The 21,485-nt window shown below is 39.8% G+C and carries 19 protein-coding genes; 16 read left to right on the forward strand and 3 right to left on the reverse strand.

What is annotated here, in order from left to right:
• Positions 1–38: 38 nt before the first annotated feature.
• The 10 genes from AC3IRT_RS17555 (at position 39) to AC3IRT_RS17600 (ending at position 9,644) form a co-directional block, all read left to right on the forward strand.
• Positions 39–527 (forward strand): hypothetical protein, encoded by a 489-nt coding sequence (locus AC3IRT_RS17555; RefSeq protein WP_489394494.1) that lies wholly within the window; start codon positions 39–41, stop codon positions 525–527.
• Positions 517–1,614 carry a Nif3-like dinuclear metal center hexameric protein gene (locus AC3IRT_RS17560; protein ID WP_489394495.1) on the forward strand — a complete coding sequence of 366 codons (1,098 nt, stop codon included), beginning with the start codon at positions 517–519 and terminating at the stop codon, positions 1,612–1,614. The genes AC3IRT_RS17555 and AC3IRT_RS17560 overlap by 11 nt, the downstream gene beginning before the upstream one ends.
• Entirely contained in the window at positions 1,614–2,351 is a 738-nt protein-coding gene (locus tag AC3IRT_RS17565) for a zinc ribbon domain-containing protein (protein ID WP_489394496.1), read from the forward strand. Before AC3IRT_RS17560 ends, AC3IRT_RS17565 begins: the two co-directional genes overlap by 1 nt.
• Positions 2,352–2,541: 190 nt before the next feature.
• Positions 2,542–2,715: a hypothetical protein gene (locus tag AC3IRT_RS17570; protein ID WP_489394497.1), complete on the forward strand. Its 174-nt coding sequence runs from the start codon at positions 2,542–2,544 to the stop codon at positions 2,713–2,715.
• A complete protein-coding gene (locus AC3IRT_RS17575; protein ID WP_489394498.1) occupies positions 2,709–2,915 on the forward strand; it encodes a hypothetical protein in 207 nt (68 codons plus the stop codon). Before AC3IRT_RS17570 ends, AC3IRT_RS17575 begins: the two co-directional genes overlap by 7 nt.
• Positions 2,916–2,949: 34 nt before the next feature.
• Positions 2,950–3,336 (forward strand): Co2+/Mg2+ efflux protein ApaG, encoded by a 387-nt coding sequence (apaG, locus tag AC3IRT_RS17580; protein ID WP_489394499.1) that lies wholly within the window; start codon positions 2,950–2,952, stop codon positions 3,334–3,336.
• 101 nt (positions 3,337–3,437) lie between these two features.
• Positions 3,438–4,103 carry an NAD-dependent epimerase/dehydratase family protein gene (locus AC3IRT_RS17585; RefSeq protein ID WP_489394500.1) on the forward strand — a complete coding sequence of 222 codons (666 nt, stop codon included), beginning with the start codon at positions 3,438–3,440 and terminating at the stop codon, positions 4,101–4,103.
• Entirely contained in the window at positions 4,100–5,965 is a 1,866-nt protein-coding gene (locus AC3IRT_RS17590; protein WP_489394501.1) for an ABC-F family ATP-binding cassette domain-containing protein, read from the forward strand. The genes AC3IRT_RS17585 and AC3IRT_RS17590 overlap by 4 nt, the downstream gene beginning before the upstream one ends.
• Before the next feature lie 55 nt (positions 5,966–6,020).
• Positions 6,021–7,877 carry a tRNA uridine-5-carboxymethylaminomethyl(34) synthesis enzyme MnmG gene (gene mnmG / locus AC3IRT_RS17595; RefSeq protein ID WP_489394502.1) on the forward strand — a complete coding sequence of 619 codons (1,857 nt, stop codon included), beginning with the start codon at positions 6,021–6,023 and terminating at the stop codon, positions 7,875–7,877.
• Between the two features lie 204 nt (positions 7,878–8,081).
• Positions 8,082–9,644, forward strand: a complete 1,563-nt coding sequence (locus AC3IRT_RS17600; RefSeq protein ID WP_489394503.1) for an Ig-like domain-containing domain — start codon at positions 8,082–8,084, stop codon at positions 9,642–9,644.
• Here AC3IRT_RS17600 and AC3IRT_RS17605 read toward each other — a convergent pair.
• Together AC3IRT_RS17605 and nadB are read right to left on the reverse strand one after the other, a co-directional pair.
• Positions 9,641–10,168, reverse strand: coding sequence for a gamma carbonic anhydrase family protein (locus tag AC3IRT_RS17605; RefSeq protein WP_489394504.1), 528 nt, complete (start codon positions 10,166–10,168; stop codon positions 9,641–9,643). The genes AC3IRT_RS17600 and AC3IRT_RS17605 overlap by 4 nt on opposite strands.
• A 10-nt stretch (positions 10,169–10,178) precedes the next feature.
• Positions 10,179–11,771, reverse strand: a complete 1,593-nt coding sequence (gene nadB, locus AC3IRT_RS17610) for an L-aspartate oxidase (RefSeq protein WP_489394505.1) — start codon at positions 11,769–11,771, stop codon at positions 10,179–10,181.
• A gap of 480 nt (positions 11,772–12,251) precedes the next feature.
• Between nadB and nadA the strand changes: the two genes are divergently transcribed.
• The gene (nadA, locus tag AC3IRT_RS17615) at positions 12,252–13,250 is read left to right on the forward strand and encodes a quinolinate synthase NadA (protein WP_489394506.1); all 999 of its coding nucleotides are present in this window, start codon (positions 12,252–12,254) and stop codon (positions 13,248–13,250) included.
• A gap of 21 nt (positions 13,251–13,271) precedes the next feature.
• The gene (gene thiL / locus AC3IRT_RS17620; protein ID WP_489394507.1) at positions 13,272–14,309 is read left to right on the forward strand and encodes a thiamine-phosphate kinase; all 1,038 of its coding nucleotides are present in this window, start codon (positions 13,272–13,274) and stop codon (positions 14,307–14,309) included.
• A gap of 263 nt (positions 14,310–14,572) precedes the next feature.
• Here the strand turns inward: thiL and AC3IRT_RS17625 are convergent, their stop codons facing one another.
• On the reverse strand, positions 14,573–16,180 hold the full coding sequence (locus AC3IRT_RS17625) for an acyl-CoA carboxylase subunit beta (RefSeq protein WP_489394508.1): 1,608 nt from the start codon (positions 16,178–16,180) through the stop codon (positions 14,573–14,575).
• Positions 16,181–16,321: 141 nt separating this feature from the next.
• Between AC3IRT_RS17625 and AC3IRT_RS17630 the strand changes: the two genes are divergently transcribed.
• The 4 genes from AC3IRT_RS17630 to dxs all read left to right on the forward strand — a co-directional run bounded on the left by AC3IRT_RS17630 (position 16,322) and on the right by dxs (position 21,131).
• Positions 16,322–17,473 carry an acyl-CoA dehydrogenase family protein gene (locus AC3IRT_RS17630; protein ID WP_489396149.1) on the forward strand — a complete coding sequence of 384 codons (1,152 nt, stop codon included), beginning with the start codon at positions 16,322–16,324 and terminating at the stop codon, positions 17,471–17,473.
• On the forward strand, positions 17,463–18,323 hold the full coding sequence (locus AC3IRT_RS17635) for a beta/alpha barrel domain-containing protein (protein ID WP_489394509.1): 861 nt from the start codon (positions 17,463–17,465) through the stop codon (positions 18,321–18,323). Before AC3IRT_RS17630 ends, AC3IRT_RS17635 begins: the two co-directional genes overlap by 11 nt.
• A 4-nt stretch (positions 18,324–18,327) precedes the next feature.
• Complete coding sequence (locus AC3IRT_RS17640) at positions 18,328–19,032, forward strand: enoyl-CoA hydratase/isomerase family protein (RefSeq protein ID WP_489394510.1); 705 nt, start codon at positions 18,328–18,330, stop codon at positions 19,030–19,032.
• 170 nt (positions 19,033–19,202) lie between these two features.
• The gene (dxs, locus tag AC3IRT_RS17645) at positions 19,203–21,131 is read left to right on the forward strand and encodes a 1-deoxy-D-xylulose-5-phosphate synthase (RefSeq protein WP_489394511.1); all 1,929 of its coding nucleotides are present in this window, start codon (positions 19,203–19,205) and stop codon (positions 21,129–21,131) included.
• Positions 21,132–21,485: the final 354 nt, after the last annotated feature.

Genomic DNA, 21,485 nt, shown 5'->3' on the forward strand with positions numbered 1-21,485 from the left:
GATCTCGACTGCATTCCAGAAATGAGGTCAGCACTTACATGAACGAAACACAGATGTCCGAATTATCACCAGAATTAATTGCCGAATTGCAGCAGTTGACGATTTATGTCTTGATCGTCATCCTTTTGGTGTGGATCCTATTCGCATACAACGTCCGCAAGACATTATTATTAATTAAGCCAGAGAACCAAATCATCTTACCCAACCAAGCTTGGTTTTTGGCAGTCCCGCTATTCAATATCTTTTGGAATTTCGAGGTATCAAAACGATTGGCCTATTCCTTCAACAATGAGTTTTTTGACCGTAAAGTTGCTGTAGAAGATATGCCCACTTTGCAAATAGGAAATCGCTATGCGTGGTCGTTTCTTATTTATAACATTCCATTTTTCCCAGACTTTATCCGACTTCTGGCATTCATACTTTGCATCACCTATTTTATATCGTATTGGTATAAGATTGTACAGTTCAAGTCATTGATCCAGGAACATGAAGCTTGGAAACAAAAACAACAACCCGATGAAGATTAAAGAATTAACAAACTATCTAGAACAACTTGCTCCATTAAGCTATCAAGAGTCTTATGATAATTCGGGCTTAATCGTTGGGAATCCAAATGACGAGATACATCGTGCATTGATATCACTAGATTGCACAGAAGCTGTGGTCGAGGAAGCAATTGCCGAGGGATGCGATATCATTATTTCACATCATCCCATTGTTTTCAAAGGATTGAAACGGTTTACGGGGCAAAATTATGTGGAAAGAACTGTTATAAAAGCGATAAAGAATGGCATTGCGCTCTATGCGATACATACCAACCTAGATAATGTGTTGGGCGGCGTAAACTCCAAAATTGCCGAAAAGCTGCAGTTAGAGGCCGTTTCTATATTAGCTCCGAAAAAAAATATATTGAAAAAGCTTGCTGTGTTCGTACCGCGCACCCATGTAGAAGAAGTACGTGAAGCACTCTTTGGTGCTGGTGCTGGGCACATTGGCGAATACGATCAAGCTAGCTTCAATACAGCCGGATACGGCACGTTTAGACCGTTAGACGATGCAAATCCTACTATAGGATCGCGGGGTGAACAAGAGCGTGTAGAAGAAACGAAAATTGAAGTCGTGTATCCCGCTCACATCGAGCGCCAAGTATTGGTGACTATGTTTGCCGCTCATCCTTACGAAGAGGTGGCTTACGATATCCTGAATCTGGATAATGCCGTACAAAAAGTAGGATCAGGTGCTATTGGGAACTTACAGGAGCCGTTACCTGCTAAAGACTTCTTACGGTTTTTGAAAGATTCTTTACAGCTTTCTGTGATTCGGCATACGGCACTACCCGATCAATCGATCAGTCGCGTAGCGGTCTGTGGAGGTGCTGGCGGATTTTTGTTGCAAGATGCTATACGCTCTGGTGCAGACGTGTTTATCACGTCAGATTATAAATACCATGAGTTCTTCGATGCCGAAAATAAAATCTTGATAGCCGACGTAGGACACTATGAAAGTGAACAATTTACGCAAGAATTATTGTTGGAATTAATTCAGAAAAAATTTGTTAACTTTGCTGTCCTGTTGACTGAAACAGAGACAAATCCGATAAAGTACTTTATTTAATGGAACAAACTGTAGAACAAAAACTAAAAGCTTTATGGGCATGGCAATCGATCCATACCAAAGTTGACAAAATTCGCCAGGTAAGGGGAGAACTGCCTATTGAGGTAGCTGATCTAGAAGACGAGATCGCGGGATTGGAAACTCGCAATGAGAAGATCCGTAGTGAGCTTGACGAATTGGAAGATTCCATCGTATCACGTAAAAACATGATTAAAGACGCGCAAGCGGCTATCAAGAAATACGAAACTCAACTAAACGAAGTAAAAAATAATCGGGAATACGATGCTATTACCAAAGAGATCGAGCTGCAAGGCTTAGAGATTCAAGTATGTGAGAAGCGTATTCGCGAATCGGAATTCGAGATCACCAATAAAACTGAACTGTACGAGACTACCGAAGGAAATCTTAACTACAATAAAGGTGAGTTGGACTTGAAAAAACAAGAGCTGGAAAACATCACTTCTGAAACTCAAAAAGAAGAAGACGGACTTTTGAAAGAAGCTCAGTCTTCTGAAGATAAGATCGAAGAACGTCTTTTAAAAGTTTCGAGCAAGTTGCGAAATTCATTTCGCAATGGGCTAGCTATTGTTTCTATCGAACGAGACAGCTGCTCTGGCTGCCACAACAAAATCCCTGCACAGATGCAGTCGGAAATCAGACAACGTAAAAAGATTTTGGTATGTGAACACTGTGGACGCATACTTGTAGACGAAGAAATCGCCTCAGAAGAAGCGTAACATACAATGAGAAAATTTCCGCCCTCCAAGACAATCTTGGAGGGTTTTTTCGTTTGTAGACAAGAAACTACAAATAAAAATTGGATGGGAAAATTTGTGTTCAAACACTAAATATTGTTTTAGTTTTGCCTCAGTCTATAGAGATCCTCATGGTATGTATGGGTATTATGAAAAACAAAAAATAAAGAACATGAATACAAAAATACGTCGCACCTATGTTGCGCCAACCCTGGATATCTTTATTGTAGAATTGGAGAATAGTATTGCAGCGGGCTCGGCACAAGTCGTTGTTCAGTCTCCAGATCAAGATGTAAATCATGTATGGGAATCTAATATTGCGGATGATCGCGAGATTTATTGGTAAGAACTATCCTTATTAGAACCAAACATCATGAAAACCAAACCATATCTTTACTTACAAGAAGACAATTACCTGAAATAGAGAATATCTATCAGCAAGGCACATTAAACAATATGGGTATTGTGTTGAATGGTATCCGTAAAGGTGTAGCTGGATATGGCTACGGTTATGGGTACGGCTATGGGTACGGTGCAAAGAAATAATTAGTACATTAGCAACATCTTAATTCCTCAAAATATGATTAGTCAAATAACCTCAGATGTAAGGATTTCGGTGGAGGCTCTTTATCAGCCAGAATATTCCAATCCAGATAATCTCCATTTCATGTTTGCATATCGTATTACAATAGAGAATCAAGGACTAGACACGATCCAATTAATCAGACGTCACTGGGATATTTTTGATGCGATAGGAGATCACAAACAAGTTGATGGAGAAGGTGTGGTTGGTGAACAACCTATACTTGAACCGGGACAAGTTCATCAGTATGCTTCCGGTTGCAATTTGCGAAGTGATATGGGTTATATGCAGGGATTTTATGAGATGCGGCGATTATCCGATGACGAACTCTTGGCCGTCGCCATTCCTCGCTTCAATCTCATCGCTGATTTCAGGATGAATTGATAAGTACAATTCAATGTCATCTTACGTATTTCTGCGTTATCGTTAAAGGGATTTAACAATCTCTTGTCGAATTATTGTGTACTTTTGACATTTGAAATATTATGTCAACTACAAAGTCACATGCCTTAGTATTAGGCGCTAGCGGACTCGTCGGTCTGCACACTACTAAAATGCTATTGCAGCAAAATACGTATGATGTAATCTATGCGGTGAGCCGTCGTGGAATTCCACTAGAACATGAGCGTTTAGTCCAAATTCATGCAGATTTCGATAGCATAGATCTTCATATTAATAATCTACCTATACATCACATTTTCAGCTGTTTAGGATCTACTCAGAAGAAAACTCCCAATAAAAAAGACTACGTCAAAATTGACCACGATTATCCTCTTAAAGTAGCTAAGATAGGTCAATCAAATGGTGCTAAAAAGTTTTCTTTTGTCTCCGCTTTGGGGGCAGATTCTAATTCTGCTACATTTTATATGCGAATGAAGGGAGAAACCGAAAAGGATATCCAAGAACTCAATTATAATGAATTACACATCATGCGACCAGCTCTCATCACAGGTGACCGCAAAGAGAGAAGACTAGCCGAGAACTTTGCTACGATGATTTTCAAATTGATAAATCCGCTATTAGTAGGTAAGTTAAAAAAATACAGAAGTGTCGAAGGACAAACGATAGCACAAGCCCTAGTGAAAACATCTGGGATCAACCATCCCGGTGTGCACATATATAATACAGAACAAATTAAACAACTCTCGTGAGCATATTAAGTACAGAAAAATTAAGTCATTCATTTCACGATCGCTGGCTTTTTCGTGATTTACATTTCGGAATGCAAGCCGGAGATCGTGTAGCTTTAGTAGGTATCAATGGTACCGGAAAGTCGACTTTGTTGAAGATTATGGCCGGTATAATGCAACCAGATAGCGGTACTGTGGTTAGTGAGCGCGGCATTCGAATTGGCTATTTACCGCAAGAACCTGACTTTGCACATTTGAATACGATCGAAGATTTTATTTATAGTGCAGATAATAAACAGCAGCAGCTTATTAAAGATTATGAGCGATTGATAGAATCAGAACACTATGATGTAGATGAGTTAGGCCGTATCTCTGATGAGCTAACCGCACTAAATGCTTGGGAATATGAACATCAGATCAAAACTATCTTAAATCGTTTACAAATATCTGATTTCGACAAAAAGATTTCGTCGATGTCCGGTGGCCAACAAAAAAGACTGGCTTTAGCCAAGTTGTTGATTGATGAACCAGACGTTTACATTTTGGATGAGCCTACCAACCATTTGGACATTGAAACGATTGAATGGTTAGAAAAACTGTTGACTTCAGGAAATAAAACTGTACTCATTGTATCGCACGATCGTTATTTTTTAGATCATGTATGTCAAGAGATTCGTGAGTTGGATAAGGGAGAAATATTTCAATATAAAGGAGATTATGCCAACTTCGTGGAGAAGAAGGCGGAGCGACATTTATCTCAAGTTGCTAGTGCAGATAAAGCACGAAACCTTTGGAAAAAAGAATTGGAATGGATGCGTCGTCAACCTAAAGCTCGCGGAACTAAATCTAAATCTAGAATTGAGGCCTTTTATGATTTGCAAGATAAATCTAAGGCACCAACGGAGCATGATAAAGTGCAGTTAAAAATGCAGACTTCGCGTCAAGGTTCCAAAATTATGGAGATCGATTCAGTTAGCAAATCATTCAAAAAGTTACCCATTATTGAAGATTTCACTTACACCTTTAAGAAAGGCGATCGTATTGGTCTAGCGGGAAGAAACGGAAGTGGTAAATCTACCTTTCTAAACTTAATCACAAAAGCACTGGAGCCCGACACGGGAAATATCTCTACGGGTGAAACTACGGTCATTGGATACTATAAGCAGGGAGGACTGGATTTCCGCGAAAATCAGCGTGTGATAGATGTCGTTAAAGACGTGGCAGAACATATTGATATGGGGAAAGATGGTATTATTACCGCGTCACAACTTCTTACTCAATTCCTTTTTCCTCCAGAAAAACAATTTGGTATGGTTTCCAAATTAAGTGGAGGCGAGCGTAAGCGATTACAGTTAATGCGTGTTCTGATGCTTAATCCTAATTTCTTAATTCTTGATGAGCCCTCCAACGATCTGGATATGGACACATTGAACATACTCGAAGATTTCTTGGAGCGTTTTCCAGGCGTGCTTTTATTAGTAACTCACGATAGATATTTATTAGATAAACTCACCGATCAACTATTCATATTCGATGGTACTGGATTTGTTAACACGTATAATGGAAATTATGCGGATTTCAAATTTGAGAACGATGAAAAGTTGAAAGCAGAAAAGAATAATAAAAATAAAATTCCTGAATTAGTAGCACCGGTTGAGTCAAAGCCTTTAAAATCCAAGATATCATATAAGGAACAGATAGAATATAATAATCTGGAATCGGAAATTGAAAAGACCGAAATTGAAATATCTGATCTTTCAGACAAATTGACACAAGTCACAGATCACCTAGAATTGAGCGAAATTGCTCAAAAAATAGATAATCTAAAAGTAGAGTTAGATAACAAATCTTCTCGCTGGCTTGAATTAGCAGAATTAATATAACGTTCCACGTGAAACATTAGTTAAATGTTTCACGTGGAACACAGGTAAGAATATTATGTTTGATAAATATAATGTCATTGTAGTAGGCGCAGGACATGCTGGTTGTGAAGCGGCAGCTGTTGCTGCAAATTTAGGTTCAAAAACACTCCTAATAACGATGAATATGGGTGTAATAGCCCAGATGAGCTGTAATCCAGCAATTGGTGGGGTTGCAAAAGGCCAAATTGTACGTGAAATAGATGCAATGGGTGGATACACCGGCATAATTGCTGATAAATCTACTATACAATTTCGCATGTTGAATAGATCTAAAGGACCAGCTATGTGGAGCCCACGAGCACAAAATGATCGCATGCGTTTTGCAGAAGAATGGCGTTGGCAACTGGAGGATATTCCTAATTTAGACATATGGCAAGATACCGTTAAAGAACTAATCGTAGAGGATAACATCGTTCGTGGTGTCATTACATCACTTGGTATTCGTATTGCCGCTGATGCTGTGGTATTGACTAACGGTACTTTTCTTAATGGTGTTATACATGTCGGCGAAAAAACATTTGGCGGCGGTAGAACAGGAGAAAAAGCGGCGACAGGATTAACTGAACAGTTGATTTCTTTAGGATTTGAAGCCGGGCGCATGAAAACGGGAACTCCACCACGTATTGATGGACGAAGTCTTGATTATACAAAAATGGATGAACAATGGGGAGACGATAACCCTGGTCGCTTTTCTTACACCGAAGTAGAACGTCCGCTACAAAAGCGGTGCTGCTGGATTACATACACAAATCCTGATGTTCACGAAGTCTTGAAAACAGGATTCGAACAATCACCCATGTTTACAGGACGTATCAAAGGATTAGGACCACGCTATTGTCCCTCTATCGAAGATAAAATAAATCGATTTGCAGAACGTGATAGACATCAAATCTTTGTAGAACCAGAAGGTTTTAGAACAGTAGAAATATATGTTAATGGTTTTTCTACATCACTTCCAGAAGACGTACAATTAAAAGCATTACGATATATTCCAGGATTTGAAACAGCTAAAATGTATAGACCTGGATATGCAATAGAGTACGATTACTTTCCACCAATGCAATTAGATTTAACATTGGAAACACAACGCATAAAACATTTATTCTTTGCCGGACAAATCAATGGTACTACCGGCTATGAAGAAGCTGCAGCTCAAGGCTTCATAGCCGGTATCAATGCGCACCAAAGGATCAACGATCAACACGAACTAATTTTAAAAAGATCGGAATCTTATATCGGTGTGCTAATTGATGATTTGGTAACTAAAGGTACAGACGAACCATACCGTATGTTTACCTCACGCGCTGAACACAGATTATTATTGCGACAAGATAACGCTGATATCAGATTAACTCCAATTGCATATAAATTAGGATTGGTAGGAGATGATAGAATGAGTAGGGTAGAGGAGAAAATCAGTAAATCGGATAAGATTGTCCAACACCTTCGAAACACCAGCACAGAACCATTAGAAGTAAATTCACACCTAACAAACTGGGGTTCTACAGCAATTAACCAGAAAACAAGATTATTCCATATTTTAAGCAGACCTCAAGTCGACATCAAATCCCTAGCTTTAGCGGACAAAAACTTAGGTGCATTTTTGAACAATTTTGATGAAGAAACTATTGAACAAGCAGAAATAAAAGTGAAATACGATAGCTACTTCGAGAAAGAAATGGAGCTCGTGAATAAAATGAAGAAGATGGAAGATAAGGAGATCCATCTAGATTTTGATTATAGTGCCATTAATTCACTTTCAACAGAAGCTAGGCAAAAACTATCTGTTGTCAAGCCGCGCACTTTAGGTCAAGCTTCTCGCATTTCAGGTGTGTCACCAGCAGATATTAGTATTTTAATGGTACATATATAATAACTACCTTATTTACAGGTAGTTATTATAATATTTATAACAACGTATTTAAAGCTTACTGGAAGTAATATTTTAGAAAATATGGACAGTGTATCCAAAAGACGTAAAAGTCTCTTAAATCATCTAATAATAACGTTAAATAAGAACATAGTTTTACTATTACTTGCTAGCATCATTTTGCTAGCATTTCAACAATGTGCGAACATGTCGAGACCAACTGGTGGCCCAAAAGACTCGATCCCGCCGAATGTACTCGCAGAACTTCCGGCAAATTTCTCCACCAATTTTACGGCGCGCAAAATTCAGATTACATTTGATGAGTTTGTAAAAACCACCAACCAGCAGAAAGAATTTAGTATTTCCCCAGATTTGGATGTACCTGCTATATACAAAATACGCAAACGTGATCTACACATTCAATTACCTGATAGTCTCGAAGAAAATACAACCTATACCATCAACCTCGGTAAGGGATTAGTAGATTTCAATGAAGGAAACCCAATTCTAAATTACACCTACGTTTTCTCAACGGGGCCGGAATTAGATTCCCTATCCATAGAAGGGAGCGTTAGCAATGGTTATACACAATCATTCGATCCCGAGAAAGATAAAGATATCAATGTCATATTGATTCCCACCAGTCGCGATTCAATTTTTGGTAAGAAAAAAGCTTCCATATTTACAACAGTAGATACCTCCGGCACATTTCGACTTCAAAACTTAAAAGAGGATACGTATCGCATTTATGCCATTAAAGAGCAAAACAATGACCGAACATACAATTCACCAGATGAATGGATTGGTTTTCTACAGGATAGTATCGTACTTCGCCGTGATACTAGCGGAATTCATCTTGAATTAAGCAAAGGGCCTATCCAAAATTTCAGGATGTTAGAACGTAAACTAGAAAGCACTGGTATGGCACTACTAGTCTTTAATAAAATATTAGAACAACCAAGCGTTCGAGTCTTAGATCCCGCAGTTATAAACGATGACGCAATTCCAATATTTGCACCAACCAACGACTCAGTACGTGTATATTTACCACATTTGGATTTTGATTCTGTCAAATTTGAATTGTCCGATATCACAGGTGTACTGGATACAAGTGTTATCCGTAAACCTAGAAATCTAAAATTAGAAAGATCCATAACGCCAAGATTTAGTATCACCAACAAAGTAGATCGTGTCAAACACATACAGTTATCAGCTGGAACGCCCCTAAAGCAGATAGACAAATCGAAAATTATTCTGGTAGAAGATTCTATTCCACGCCGCAATTTTCAATTGCAAGTAGACAGTATCAATCCAGAAAGGTACCACATCAGATTCAATTGGCGACCGAAAAGAAATTACGAATTAACGCTCGAGGAAGGCGCGATGCAAGGCTATTTTGAAGAAGTAAATAAGGAAGAAAAAATCCAATTTACGATGAATGAAGCCGAAAGCTACGGAGATATTGCTTTGACATTCAATGGACTAGACACGGCTCAACAGTACGTGATCGAATTGATTTCAGAAAATAAAGAGAAGATCTTTGAATCACAGATATTACCAACAAATCATCAATTGGCTTACCGGAAATATCCAACTGGAAAATACAGTATTCGTGTGATTTGGGATCGCAATAGAAATGGCAAATGGGATCCGGCTGACGTATGGACATTGACTAATCAAGAGCCGATTTGGTACTTAGACAGAACTTTTACCATCCGAGCCAACTGGGAACAAAATGAGACGATAGATGTGCTATTTAATATACGTTAAATAGCACCTTCATCTTTAAACCACGAACTATACTTTACATAATTATGTGGCAGTTTATCGATCAGGGACAACTGCTCGTCAGTCAATGGCTTAATTTTCTTCGCTGGTACACCAGCATAAAGATAGCCTGATTCGCAAACTGTGTTTTCTAATACAACTGCACCAGCAGCAATAATCACGTGACTTTGCACCACAGCAAGATCCATCACAATCGCACCCATACCTACTAACACGTGTGAATGTATGACACAACCATGTACAATCGCATTATGGCCAATGTTGACATACGATCCAATATCGGTACCATTCCTTTCGTAAGTTCCATGAATGGTTACATTATCTTGAATATTCGTGTAACGCCCTATTTTAATATAATTAACATCTCCACGAATAACGGCATTAAACCAGATGGAGCAATGTGAACCAATAGTAACATTGCCTACAATCGTACAATTAGGGGCTAGATAAGCGTCTAATGCAATCTGTGGAACATGTTCGCCTACGGGCAAAATAATAGCTGACATAAACTAAAAATTAGTAAACAGTATCTTGTAATTCGGCGGCGTGATTAGGGTAATCCGTTGTATAATGTAGACCCCGACTTTCTTTGCGCGCCATGGCTGATTTTACGACCAGATAAGCTACTTGTATAACGTTTCGTAGCTCACATAGTTTTACGGACAAACGGGTATTCTTATAGAAGGATTCAGTCTCGTCATATAATAAACCCAATCGACGCATGGCGCGTTCTAAGCGAAAATCAGAACGTACAATACCTACATAATCACTCATCAGCTTTTGCGTTTCACGTAAATTGTGCGTTACTAGGATATCCTCGTTGGATAAACTCGTATCTGCATCATCCCATTCAGGAATACCGGTTCTATGAGAAAGAGAATCGAATAGGTTTTCCACATCTTTAAAAATACGATGTGCATAAACTGCCGCTTCTAACAATGAATTGGAAGCCAATCGATTAGCTCCATGCAAACCAGTTGAAGCACATTCTCCACAAGCGTACAAATGTTGAATACTCGTTGCTCCGTTGCCATCTACCATAATTCCCCCACATAAATAATGAGCAGCTGGTGATACCGGTATGAAATCCGTACACATATCCACACCAATACGCATACATTGTTCATAAATGTTTGGAAAGTGTTCTAAAATAGCATCTTTATTACGATGGGTAATATCTAAATAAACATAATCCAAACCCGATTTCTTCATTTCTAAATCTATTGCACGAGCTACGATATCTCTAGGTGCCAACGATCCACGCGCATCATACTCCTCCATAAAAGAGCTACCATCCGCACGACGAAGAATACCCCCAAAACCACGAACTGCTTCCGAAATCAGAAAAGCTGGATATTCTGCTGGATTAAACAATGCTGTTGGGTGGAATTGAATGAATTCCATATTACGTACCTTACCCTTTGCACGATATACCATCGCAATACCATCACCAGTTGCAATCGTAGGATTTGTGGTACTAGAATAGACATGTCCCGCACCGCCAGTCGCCATCAAAGTCACTTTAGAAAGGAACTTTTCCACACGACCTGTTGCTGTATTCAACGCATAAATACCATAACAAGAGATATCTTCAGATCGTTTATCCACATGTATACCTACATGATGCTGCGTAATCAAATCTACCGCAAAATAATGCGTGAAGATCTCTATATTAGGATGAGCATGTACACGTTCTAACAAAGCGCGTTCAATTTCATAACCAGTGATATCTTTATAATGTAATATACGGTGCGCTGAATGTCCACCTTCCTTGGCTAAATCATAACTACCTGATGCTTCTTTGTCAAAGCTAGTACCGTACGCAATCAATTCGGCAATACGATCTGGTCCCTCTTTGATAACATGCTCTACTACAGCAGGATCACACAAACCATCGCCCGCAATATGCGTATCAGCAATATGATCTGCAAAGCTATCTGATGCATCAATAACGACTGCTACGCCACCCTGCGCATATTTTGTATTGGATTCATCTTCATTAGATTTGGTTACGATTAAGACTTTACCCAGGGTAGCGGCCTTCAATGCAAAACTTAAACCAGCTATTCCAGAACCAACAATTAAGAAATCAGTACACTTTTCAGACATGGGTAAACGAAGTAATAATAGACCAACAAATTAACAAATAATGTGGAAAACATGTCTATAAACAGTGGAGTGAAAAGCAAAACTTTATTTTATTCCACAATATTATACCAAAATCAATTATTTGTGAAAACATATTACCACATCATCAATCCAATATTAACAAAATGTAAACAACAAAGATTTCACATTACCACATGGAAAAAATAAAAGACCTAAAACTAGATATCTGATAATCAGCTTAAATCTATATTTGAAATTGTGGATAAGGTGTGGATAAACCAAAAAAAGTATACCGGCACTATGAAAATAGAAACACTTATCCCCATTATCCACACACTAATAAACAATAAGATCATTTTATATAAATCTATTTATTAATTATTGAAAAAAAGGAATGTGGATTTCGTTTGAAATTGTTTCTTTACTTTTGTCCTGTTCCTCTGTCATAGGAAACATTACCACCAGCGCATAGAAGAGAAAATGGATAATAGGTTTGATACTGTTTTGGAAGCTAAAGGATATATTGATCATCCTATCGATCCATCGATAGATTTGATCGCAGAAATCGAGCGTCTGAAAAAAGAAAAAAATGCCGTGATCTTGGCTCATTATTACCAGGAAAGCGAAATTCAAGATATTGCAGATTACATTGGCGACAGCTTGGGATTGTCGCAGCAAGCCGCTAAAACAGAGGCAGATGTAATTCTTTTCGCCGGTGTGCATTTCATGGCCGAAACGGCGAAAATCTTATCACCGGCGAAAAAAGTATTATTACCAGATTTAAAAGCAGGGTGTTCATTATCAGATAGTTGTCCACCGCACTTATTTGCAAAATTCAAGGAGCAATATCCTGATCATTTGGTGATCACCTATGTGAATTGTACGGCAGAGCTCAAAGCTTTATCCGACATTGTATGTACCTCCAGCAACGCGGTGCAAATTGTAGAAAGCTTACCCAAAGACCAGAAAATAATCTTTGGACCAGATCGCAATCTGGGAGCATATGTACAAAAGAAAACCGGTAGAGATTTGGTGCTGTGGAATGGTGCTTGTATGGTGCATGAAATTTTTTCGCAGGATAGAATCAATGGCTTAAGAGTCGATTATCCAGCCGCCAAATTCATCGCACATCCAGAATGTGAAGATCACATTTTAGCGCAGGCCGATTACATCGGATCCACATCAGGAATGCTTAAATACACGATTGAAAATTCGGCAGATACATTTATCGTAGCCACCGAATCGGGTATTCTGCATCAAATGCAAAAAGCAAATCCAAGTAAAACATTCATTCCGGCTCCGCCGAATAATCTGTGCGCTTGCAACGATTGTCCGCACATGAAGCTGAATACCTTGGAGAAATTGTACAACTGCTTATACTACGAATTGCCTGAAGTGGTACTTCCAGCAGATGTGATTCAACGTGCTCAAAAACCCATTGAACGCATGCTGGAAATCTCGGAACGACTGGGATTATAATTCACTTTTTACACGAATACTATGTTTGACAATAGCGAAAAAACAGATATCAAGGAATTAGGAGAATTTGGATTGATTGCCCACTTGACGCAGTCGGTAACATTAACACAAGCTTCCTCCATTAAAGGTATTGGAGACGATGCGGCCGTGCTTAATTTCGAAGGAAAGAAAACCCTTATTTCCACCGATTTATTATTAGAAAACGTACATTTTGATTTGCGCTATGTGCCCCTAAAACATCTGGGATACAAAGCCGTACAAGTCAATTTGAGTGATATATATGCCATGAATGGCACGGCTTCTCAGATCACCTTCTCGATCGGAATGTCTTCCAAGTTTCCATTGGAAGCCGTCGAAGAGATTTATGAGGGCGCGCTATTAGCTTGCAACAAGTACAATATCGATCTGATTGGTGGCGATACCTCCTCCAGTCAGCAAGGATTGGTACTGTCTGTCACGAGCATTGGCTACGCAGATGAGGCTGATATTACGTACCGTTCGGGTGCTAAAGAAGGCGATTTATTATGTGTTTCTGGAGATTTGGGTGGAGCGTATGTCGGTCTGCAATTGTTAGAACGCGAGAAACAGATTTTCTTAGAAAATCCTAATATTCAGCCCGATCTGGAAGGAAAAGATTACATTATAGAACGTCAATTGAAACCTGATGCGCGCGGCGACGTGGTCGAATTATTGAGACAGCTGGATATCAAACCCAATGCAATGATCGATGTATCGGATGGTTTGGCATCGGAGATTTTGCATATTGCAAAAGCGTCTAATGTCGGTTGTACGATCTATGAAGATAAAATTCCATTGGATCCAATGACTTACGATACGGCACGTGAATTTGGCTTAGATCCTACGATCTGTGCCTTGAGTGGAGGCGAGGATTACGAGTTGTTATTCACTATTCCGCAAGCAGATTACGACAAAGTGAAAAACCAGTTGGATATCACCGTGATTGGCCATATGACCGAAGCATCAGCAGGTTGTCAGATGATCTCTAAATCCGGAAAAGTACATCCTTTGCAAGCGCAGGGATGGAACGCGTTTAAGTAGGTAACACGTCATCGCGCGGAGGCACGGCAATGCGATCTTTTTCTGATTGATAAATTATTATAATGCTTTAGATTGCCACAACCTCGTACCTCGGTTTCGCAAAGACGATCCCTTACTAGTTCGTGCTGACGGAAGTTTCGTCATTACGAGGAGGAACGACGACCTGATCTATATCATTTTGAGTTGAAGTCTATGTAACAGGCATAATAATAGAAATCAAAAGGCGGTATTATACCGCTTTTTGATTTTTATGAAGACAATCCCTACGTCTGTATCACACCTACATTATAACGTTCCATCGTCGGATTTTGATTCGCTGCTTCTATCCCCATCGAGATGATTTTACGCGTATCCTTTGGATCAATCACACCATCTACCCACAAACGAGCTGCTGCATAATACGGGCTCAACTGCTTTTGATAGGTTGCATTGATCTTTTCTAATAACGCTTCTTTTTCCTGCTCAGTCAGCTCTTTATTTTGCGCTTTCAGCGTAGCTTCCTGAATTTGTAACAAGGTTTTTCCAGCCGAAGCGCCGCTCATCACCGCCATTTGAGCAGTTGGCCAAGCATAAATCAATCGTGGATCATACGCTTTTCCACACATGGCGTAGTTGCCCGCACCATAGCTATTACCCACAATAAATGTGAATTTAGGCACCACAGAATTCGCCATAGCATTCACCATTTTTGCGCCATCTTTTATGATTCCGCCCTGTTCCGATCGTGATCCTACCATAAAACCCGTCACATCCTGCAAGAATACTAGCGGAATTTTTTGCTGATTGCAATTCATGATAAAGCGAGCCGATTTATCCGCAGAATCCGAATAAATCACGCCACCCATCTGCATTTCCGTCGCATTTCCGGGCTTTTTGGCTTTTACAACCTGCCGCTGATTGGCTACAATTCCTACTGCCCAACCATCCACGCGCGCTAGCGCACAGATAATCGTCTTTCCGTAATCCTTTTTATATTCCTCCAGACTACCTTTATCCACAATACATTTCAACACCTCATGCATATCATAAGGCTTTAACCGATCCTGCGGAAAGTAATCATACAAATAGTTAGCATCATGCACTGGTGCTGCTGCCGCAATACGCGAGAAATGTGCCTTATCTTGATGACCAAACTTATCCACAATACCACGAATAGCATCAAGGCAACTTTTGTCATCAGGATATTTATTATCTGTAACGCCTGAGATTTCGCAATGCGTTGTCGCGCCACCCAAAGATTCATTACCAATCACTTCTCCGATGGAAGATTTTACTAAATACGAACCTGCTAAAAATACCGATCCGGTACCTTCTACAATGAGTGCATAATCTGACATGATCGGTAAATAAGCGCCGCCTGCTACGCAGGAACCCATGATAGCCGATATTTGCGGAATCCCCATAGACGATATCTTCGCATTATTCCTGAAAATTCGTCCAAAATGTTCTTTATCTGGAAATATTTCGTCTTGCATCGGTAGATACACACCGGCCGAATCCACCAAGTAGATAATGGGCAAATGATTTTCCATGGCGATTTCTTGTGCGCGCAGATTTTTCTTAGCACTAATGGGAAACCAAGCGCCCGCTTTTACTGTGGCATCATTAGATACCACGACGCACAATCTTTGCTGTATATAACCCAATACGATGACCACGCCACCATTCGGGCAGCCACCATGTTCTGGATACAAATCTTCTCCCGCAAAACTCCCAATTTCTACATAGTCACTATCGTCATCCAATACATAGCTTACACGTTCCCACGCGGTCATCTTACCTTTGGCTTGGTGCTTTTCGATCTTTTTGAGACCGCCACCCAAACGTAGTGTTTCTGTTTTTTTTTGGAGTTCAGACAATAAGTTTTCCATACAATATGCGATCTACTGAAATACTAATTTACAACTGGTTGTATTGTTAAATTTGTATAAATATCATAAAATTTAATTTGTTTTTTATAATATTTGTAAAGTATTTATCACGCCCTATGTGAGCCTAAGCAAAATTTTATGATGAAAAATTCAGTTGATACAGAACAATTACAAATGGTAAGGCAGAGTGCAAGAGATTTTGCGCTGGCGCATATCAAACCGCATATCATGGCTTGGGATGAACCCCAAAAATTTCCCGTGGATTTATTCAAAAAATTGGGTGAATACGGCTTTATGGGTATTCTCGTGCCAGAAGAATATGGCGGTGCAGGACTAAGCTATCAAGAATATATTGCTATTCTTGATGAAATATCCAAAGTATGTGGCTCTATTGGCCTGTCCGTTGCTGCGCACAATTCTTTGTGTACAAATCATATTCTTTCCTTTGCCAACGAAGAGCAAAAGCAAAAATATCTTCCTAAGCTCGCCACAGGCGAATGGATTGGCGCTTGGGGCCTTACCGAAACAGGATCTGGTTCCGATGCTGGCGGTTTGTCTACTGTTGGGGTCTTAGATGGCGATCATTATGTGATTAATGGTAACAAAACCTTTATCACGCATGCCATATCGGGCGATGTAGCTGTCGTCATGGTGAGAACAGGAGAAAAGGGAGACAAACACGGCGTTTCAGCTTTTATCATAGAAAAAGGTACGCCTGGATTCACTGCCGGTCAGAAGATGGATAAACTAGGTATGCGTGCATCCGAAACGGCCAGTTTATTTTTCGATAATTGTCGCGTACACAAAAGTCAGATGATTGGCGATATAGGCACAGGATTCGTACAAGCGTTGAAATTGTTGGATGGAGGACGTATTTCCATTGCCGCATTATCATTAGGCATAGCGCGTGGTGCTTACGAGTGTGCATTGAAATATGCACAAGAGCGAGAGCAATTCAACAAACCAATTTTCGAATTTCAAGATGTATCGTTTAAATTAGCAGATATGGCTACCGAGATTGAAGCATCGGAATTACTAGTTAGACACGCTGCTATATTGAAAGATCAAGGCGAGAAAGTAACCAAAGCAGGAGCGATGGCCAAATTGTATGCATCAGAAACGGCGGTCCGAGTATCTAATGAAAGTGTGCAGATCCATGGTGGCTATGGCTTTACCAAAGATTTTGCTGCTGAGAAGTATTTTAGAGACGCGAAGCTATGTACTATTGGAGAAGGCACGAGTGCTATTCAGAAAATGGTCATCGCGCGAGAAATAAAGAAAGATGTCGTATAAGGATATTCAAATAATAGATTGTGTACGCGATGCCATTCAGGCATTAGAACAACACATTCCGGTGCAGCAGAAGATCGATTATATCAATCTTCTGCTTTCTAGTAATGCGTTTGCATGCCTCGATGTAGGCAGTTTTGTATCACCGAAAGCGGTACCACAAATGGCAGATACGGCAGCCGTAATTGCAGGTTTGCAGAAAACAAATGATACCAAACTATCCGTCATCGTCGCTAACGAACGCGGAGTGAGAGAAGCGCTAGAACATGATCAGATTGATTATTTGGGTTATCCATTTTCTATATCCGAGACCTTTCAACAGCGAAATACACACAGTAGTATAGCAGAATCCTTCGATCGCGTGAAGTTAATGCAGGAGTTAACAGCAGCAAGTAATAAAGAAATGCTGATCTATATCTCCATGGCATTCGGAAATCCTTATGATGATCCTTGGCATGCAAATTTAGTAGTGCATTGGATACAACAATTGCAGGATATAGGCATAACCAATTTCTCCATAGCAGATACCACAGCAGAAGCGACGACAAGCAGTATTACAGACGTGTTAAATCTAGTAAACCAACATTTTCCAGATCTAAAGCCTAGTATTCATCTGCATAGCAGACCAGAAAATGCGTTAGCGAAGATAGATGCCGCATACGAAGCCGGATGCCGTAAATTCGAAGGCGCTATTTTAGGTTATGGAGGATGCCCGTTTGCGCAGGATAATTTGGTGGGAAATATGCCGACCGAATTGCTGTTACGACGTTTCGAGAAAAGTTCGATCGAAGAATTGCAACCTATTATTACAGCGTTTCAAGAATTAGTGAAGCCAACTATAAGTCATCATTGAGGCCATGGAAACACCGTACCATTACATCAAAACCCGTAAAGAAGGACACATTTTTCACTTGATCTTGGCGCGTCCTGCGAAGCGGAATGCATTTACACCTGCTACGATTAGCGAAATAGCACATGTGGTGGAGCAGATCAATCAGGATGATGAGATCACGGTCGTCGTGCTTTCTGCAGAAGGACCAGTTTTTTGTGCCGGAATGGATCTCAAGACATTTCGCGATGAAAGTCTGGATGTCAGAAATGAAGCCATTCCTCCTATAGATATCTCCTTAGGAGAAGTGTTAACAAAATTGTATAAACCTTCCATCGCCGTAGTAGAAGGAGATGTGATTGCTGGCGGATTTTTGTATGTACTCGGATGTACCTATGTATTGGCCAAACCAGAAGTACGTTTTAGGCTTCCTGAATTGGATCTTGGCATATTTCCGTTTCAAGTAATGGCAAGTTTGCTTCGCGTCGTACCAGAAAAGAAAGTGTTACAATTGTGTTTGAATACTGATTATTTTTCTGCTGAAGAAGCGGCATCATTAGGTATTGTCGATGGATATTTGGAGGAAGATACCTTGCAAAACTTGCTGGAAAAATTCGCCAACGCCAATGTATCTGTACTAAAAACAGGATATGAATCCATTCTTAAATTGAGATATTTGCATTCGGATGAGCATTATAGATATTTAAAGCAAGTGCTGGATAAGCTGAAATAAACTGCCAAACGAATTAAAAAAGGTAGTTTCTTGTAAGAGAAACTACACATCATCTTTATACATTAAAACCTCCCCAACACCACGAACCATCTTGAGTAGCAGAAACATTTAGTTATGTATATTGTTAATAAGTTTGTTACTTTGTAATCTATTTTGAACATTTCTCCCTTATGAGCATAGAGATTGGATCCAAACTAAAGAATATTATATTCCCATCCGATTTACGAAAATTGAAAGAGACTGACCTAGAGGAAGTTTGTTCTGATTTGCGGCAATATATTATTGACATAGTTTCGGTAAATGGTGGGCACTTTGCAGCTAGTTTGGGTGTGGTCGAGCTGACTGTAGCGCTACATTATGTGCTCAATACACCGTATGACCAAATCGTGTTTGATGTTGGTCACCAAGCTTATGGTCATAAAATTCTAACAGGGAGAAGAGAAAATTTTCATACGAATCGCATTATAGGCGGACTGTCTGGATTTCCAAAACGATCCGAAAGTGAATACGACGCATTCGGTGTCGGACATTCGTCCACCTCTATTTCTGCTGCCTTGGGTATGGCGGTGGCTTCTGCTTACAAAGGAGAACACGATCGTCAGCACGTAGCCATTATTGGCGATGGCGCACTAACGGGCGGGATGGCATTCGAAGCACTCAACCATGCAGGGATTGAAAAATCCAATATTTTGGTTATTTTGAATGACAATTGCATGTCCATCGACCCCAATGTTGGAGCTTTGAAGGATTACCTCACCAATATTACCACTTCTAAAAGTTACAATCGATTTAGAGACGATTTGGTTAACGTTTTAGCGAAGATTTCTAAGAATGGACCAAATGCATATGGCTGGGCAAAGAAATTGCAACAAACCATCAAAGGAACGTTGTGGGAGAATGCTAATCTTTTTGAATCACTTAACTTCAGGTATTTTGGTCCAGTAGACGGGCACGATGTCAATCAATTGGCTAAGACTATTGAAGATCTGAAACATATCCCTGGACCGAAGCTATTGCATGCCATGACCGTAAAAGGAAAAGGATATGCACTAGCGGAGAAAGACCAAACCAAGTGGCATGCGCCCGGTTTGTTCGACAAGATCACGGGTGAGATCAAGAAAACGATTTACGAAAAGCCGCAAGCGCCGAAATACCAAGATGTATTCGGACATACTTTAGTGGAATTGGCTGAATCTAACGAGGCAATTATGGGAATCACCCCAGCAATGCCAAGTGGTTCATCCATGAATATCATGATGAAGGCGATGCCAAATCGCGCATTTGATGTCGGCATAGCAGAGCAACATGCCGTTACCTTCAGTGCCGGATTAGCCACGCAAGGATTAGTACCATTTTGTAATATATATTCTTCGTTCATGCAGCGCGCATTCGATCAAGTGATCCATGATGTCGCGTTACAGAATTTAAATGTCGTATTCTGTCTAGATAGAGCCGGTTTGGTTGGCGCAGATGGACCAACACATCATGGCGCGTACGATATTGCGTACATGCGCTGTATTCCAAATATGGTAGTTGCTTCACCCATGAATGAAGAAGAGCTCCGCAATATGATGTTTACGGCACAATTGCCAAATAAAGGGCCATTCAGCATTCGTTATCCACGAGGATCTGGCGTGATGCCCGATTGGAGAAAACCATTTAGAGAACTTGCTATTGGTAAGGGACACAAAATCTGTGATGGCGAAGAAGTAGCGGTTCTAAGTTTCGGTCATATAGGTAATGAAGTCATCAAAGCCTTTAAACAGATCAGCGAAGAAGGGATTCATCCCGCACATTATGATATGCGCTTCGTCAAACCATTGGATGAAGAGCTGTTGCATCAAATCTTTGCTAAATTTCAGAAAGTAATCACCGTAGAAGATGGTTGCTTGATGGGCGGATTTGGATCTGCAATCCTAGAATTTATGGCAGAGCACAATTATCAAGCACAAGTGGTGCGATTGGGTATCCCAGATGATATTGTAGAGCATGGTGATCAAGAAGAACTATGGCAGATATGCCGCTACGATGCGACTGCGATAGCAGAAGAAATAAATAAACTAACAGCTGGCCGCAAAACCCAAACTTTGGTCGGATAATTGCTTGATAATTCTTTCAATATGAGTGCCCTAGAGGTAATTTCTATCTCTGGGTTAAAATACGCGTTATTAACTACCAAAGTTTTCCACAAAGCCTTTCGAACATCTAAGAAATGCCGAATTATTTAGAGAAAAATTAGCTATACAAAATCGATGTTAATAAAAAAATATTGACTACAAAAATTGTAGTTATAACGCTCATTTTAATGTGTAATAATCTGATTATTAAGACATTAATCTTTTTTTATATTTTTAGTTTTATAGCTCAGAAAAAATTGTCATCTTCGTTGTAAGAGAAAGTTTTTAACAGCTTTTTTGTCAATCATTGGTTTTCAAGTTATTAACAATTTACGA

The sequence above is a fragment of the Sphingobacterium sp. KH_072 genome (assembly GCF_057837975.1).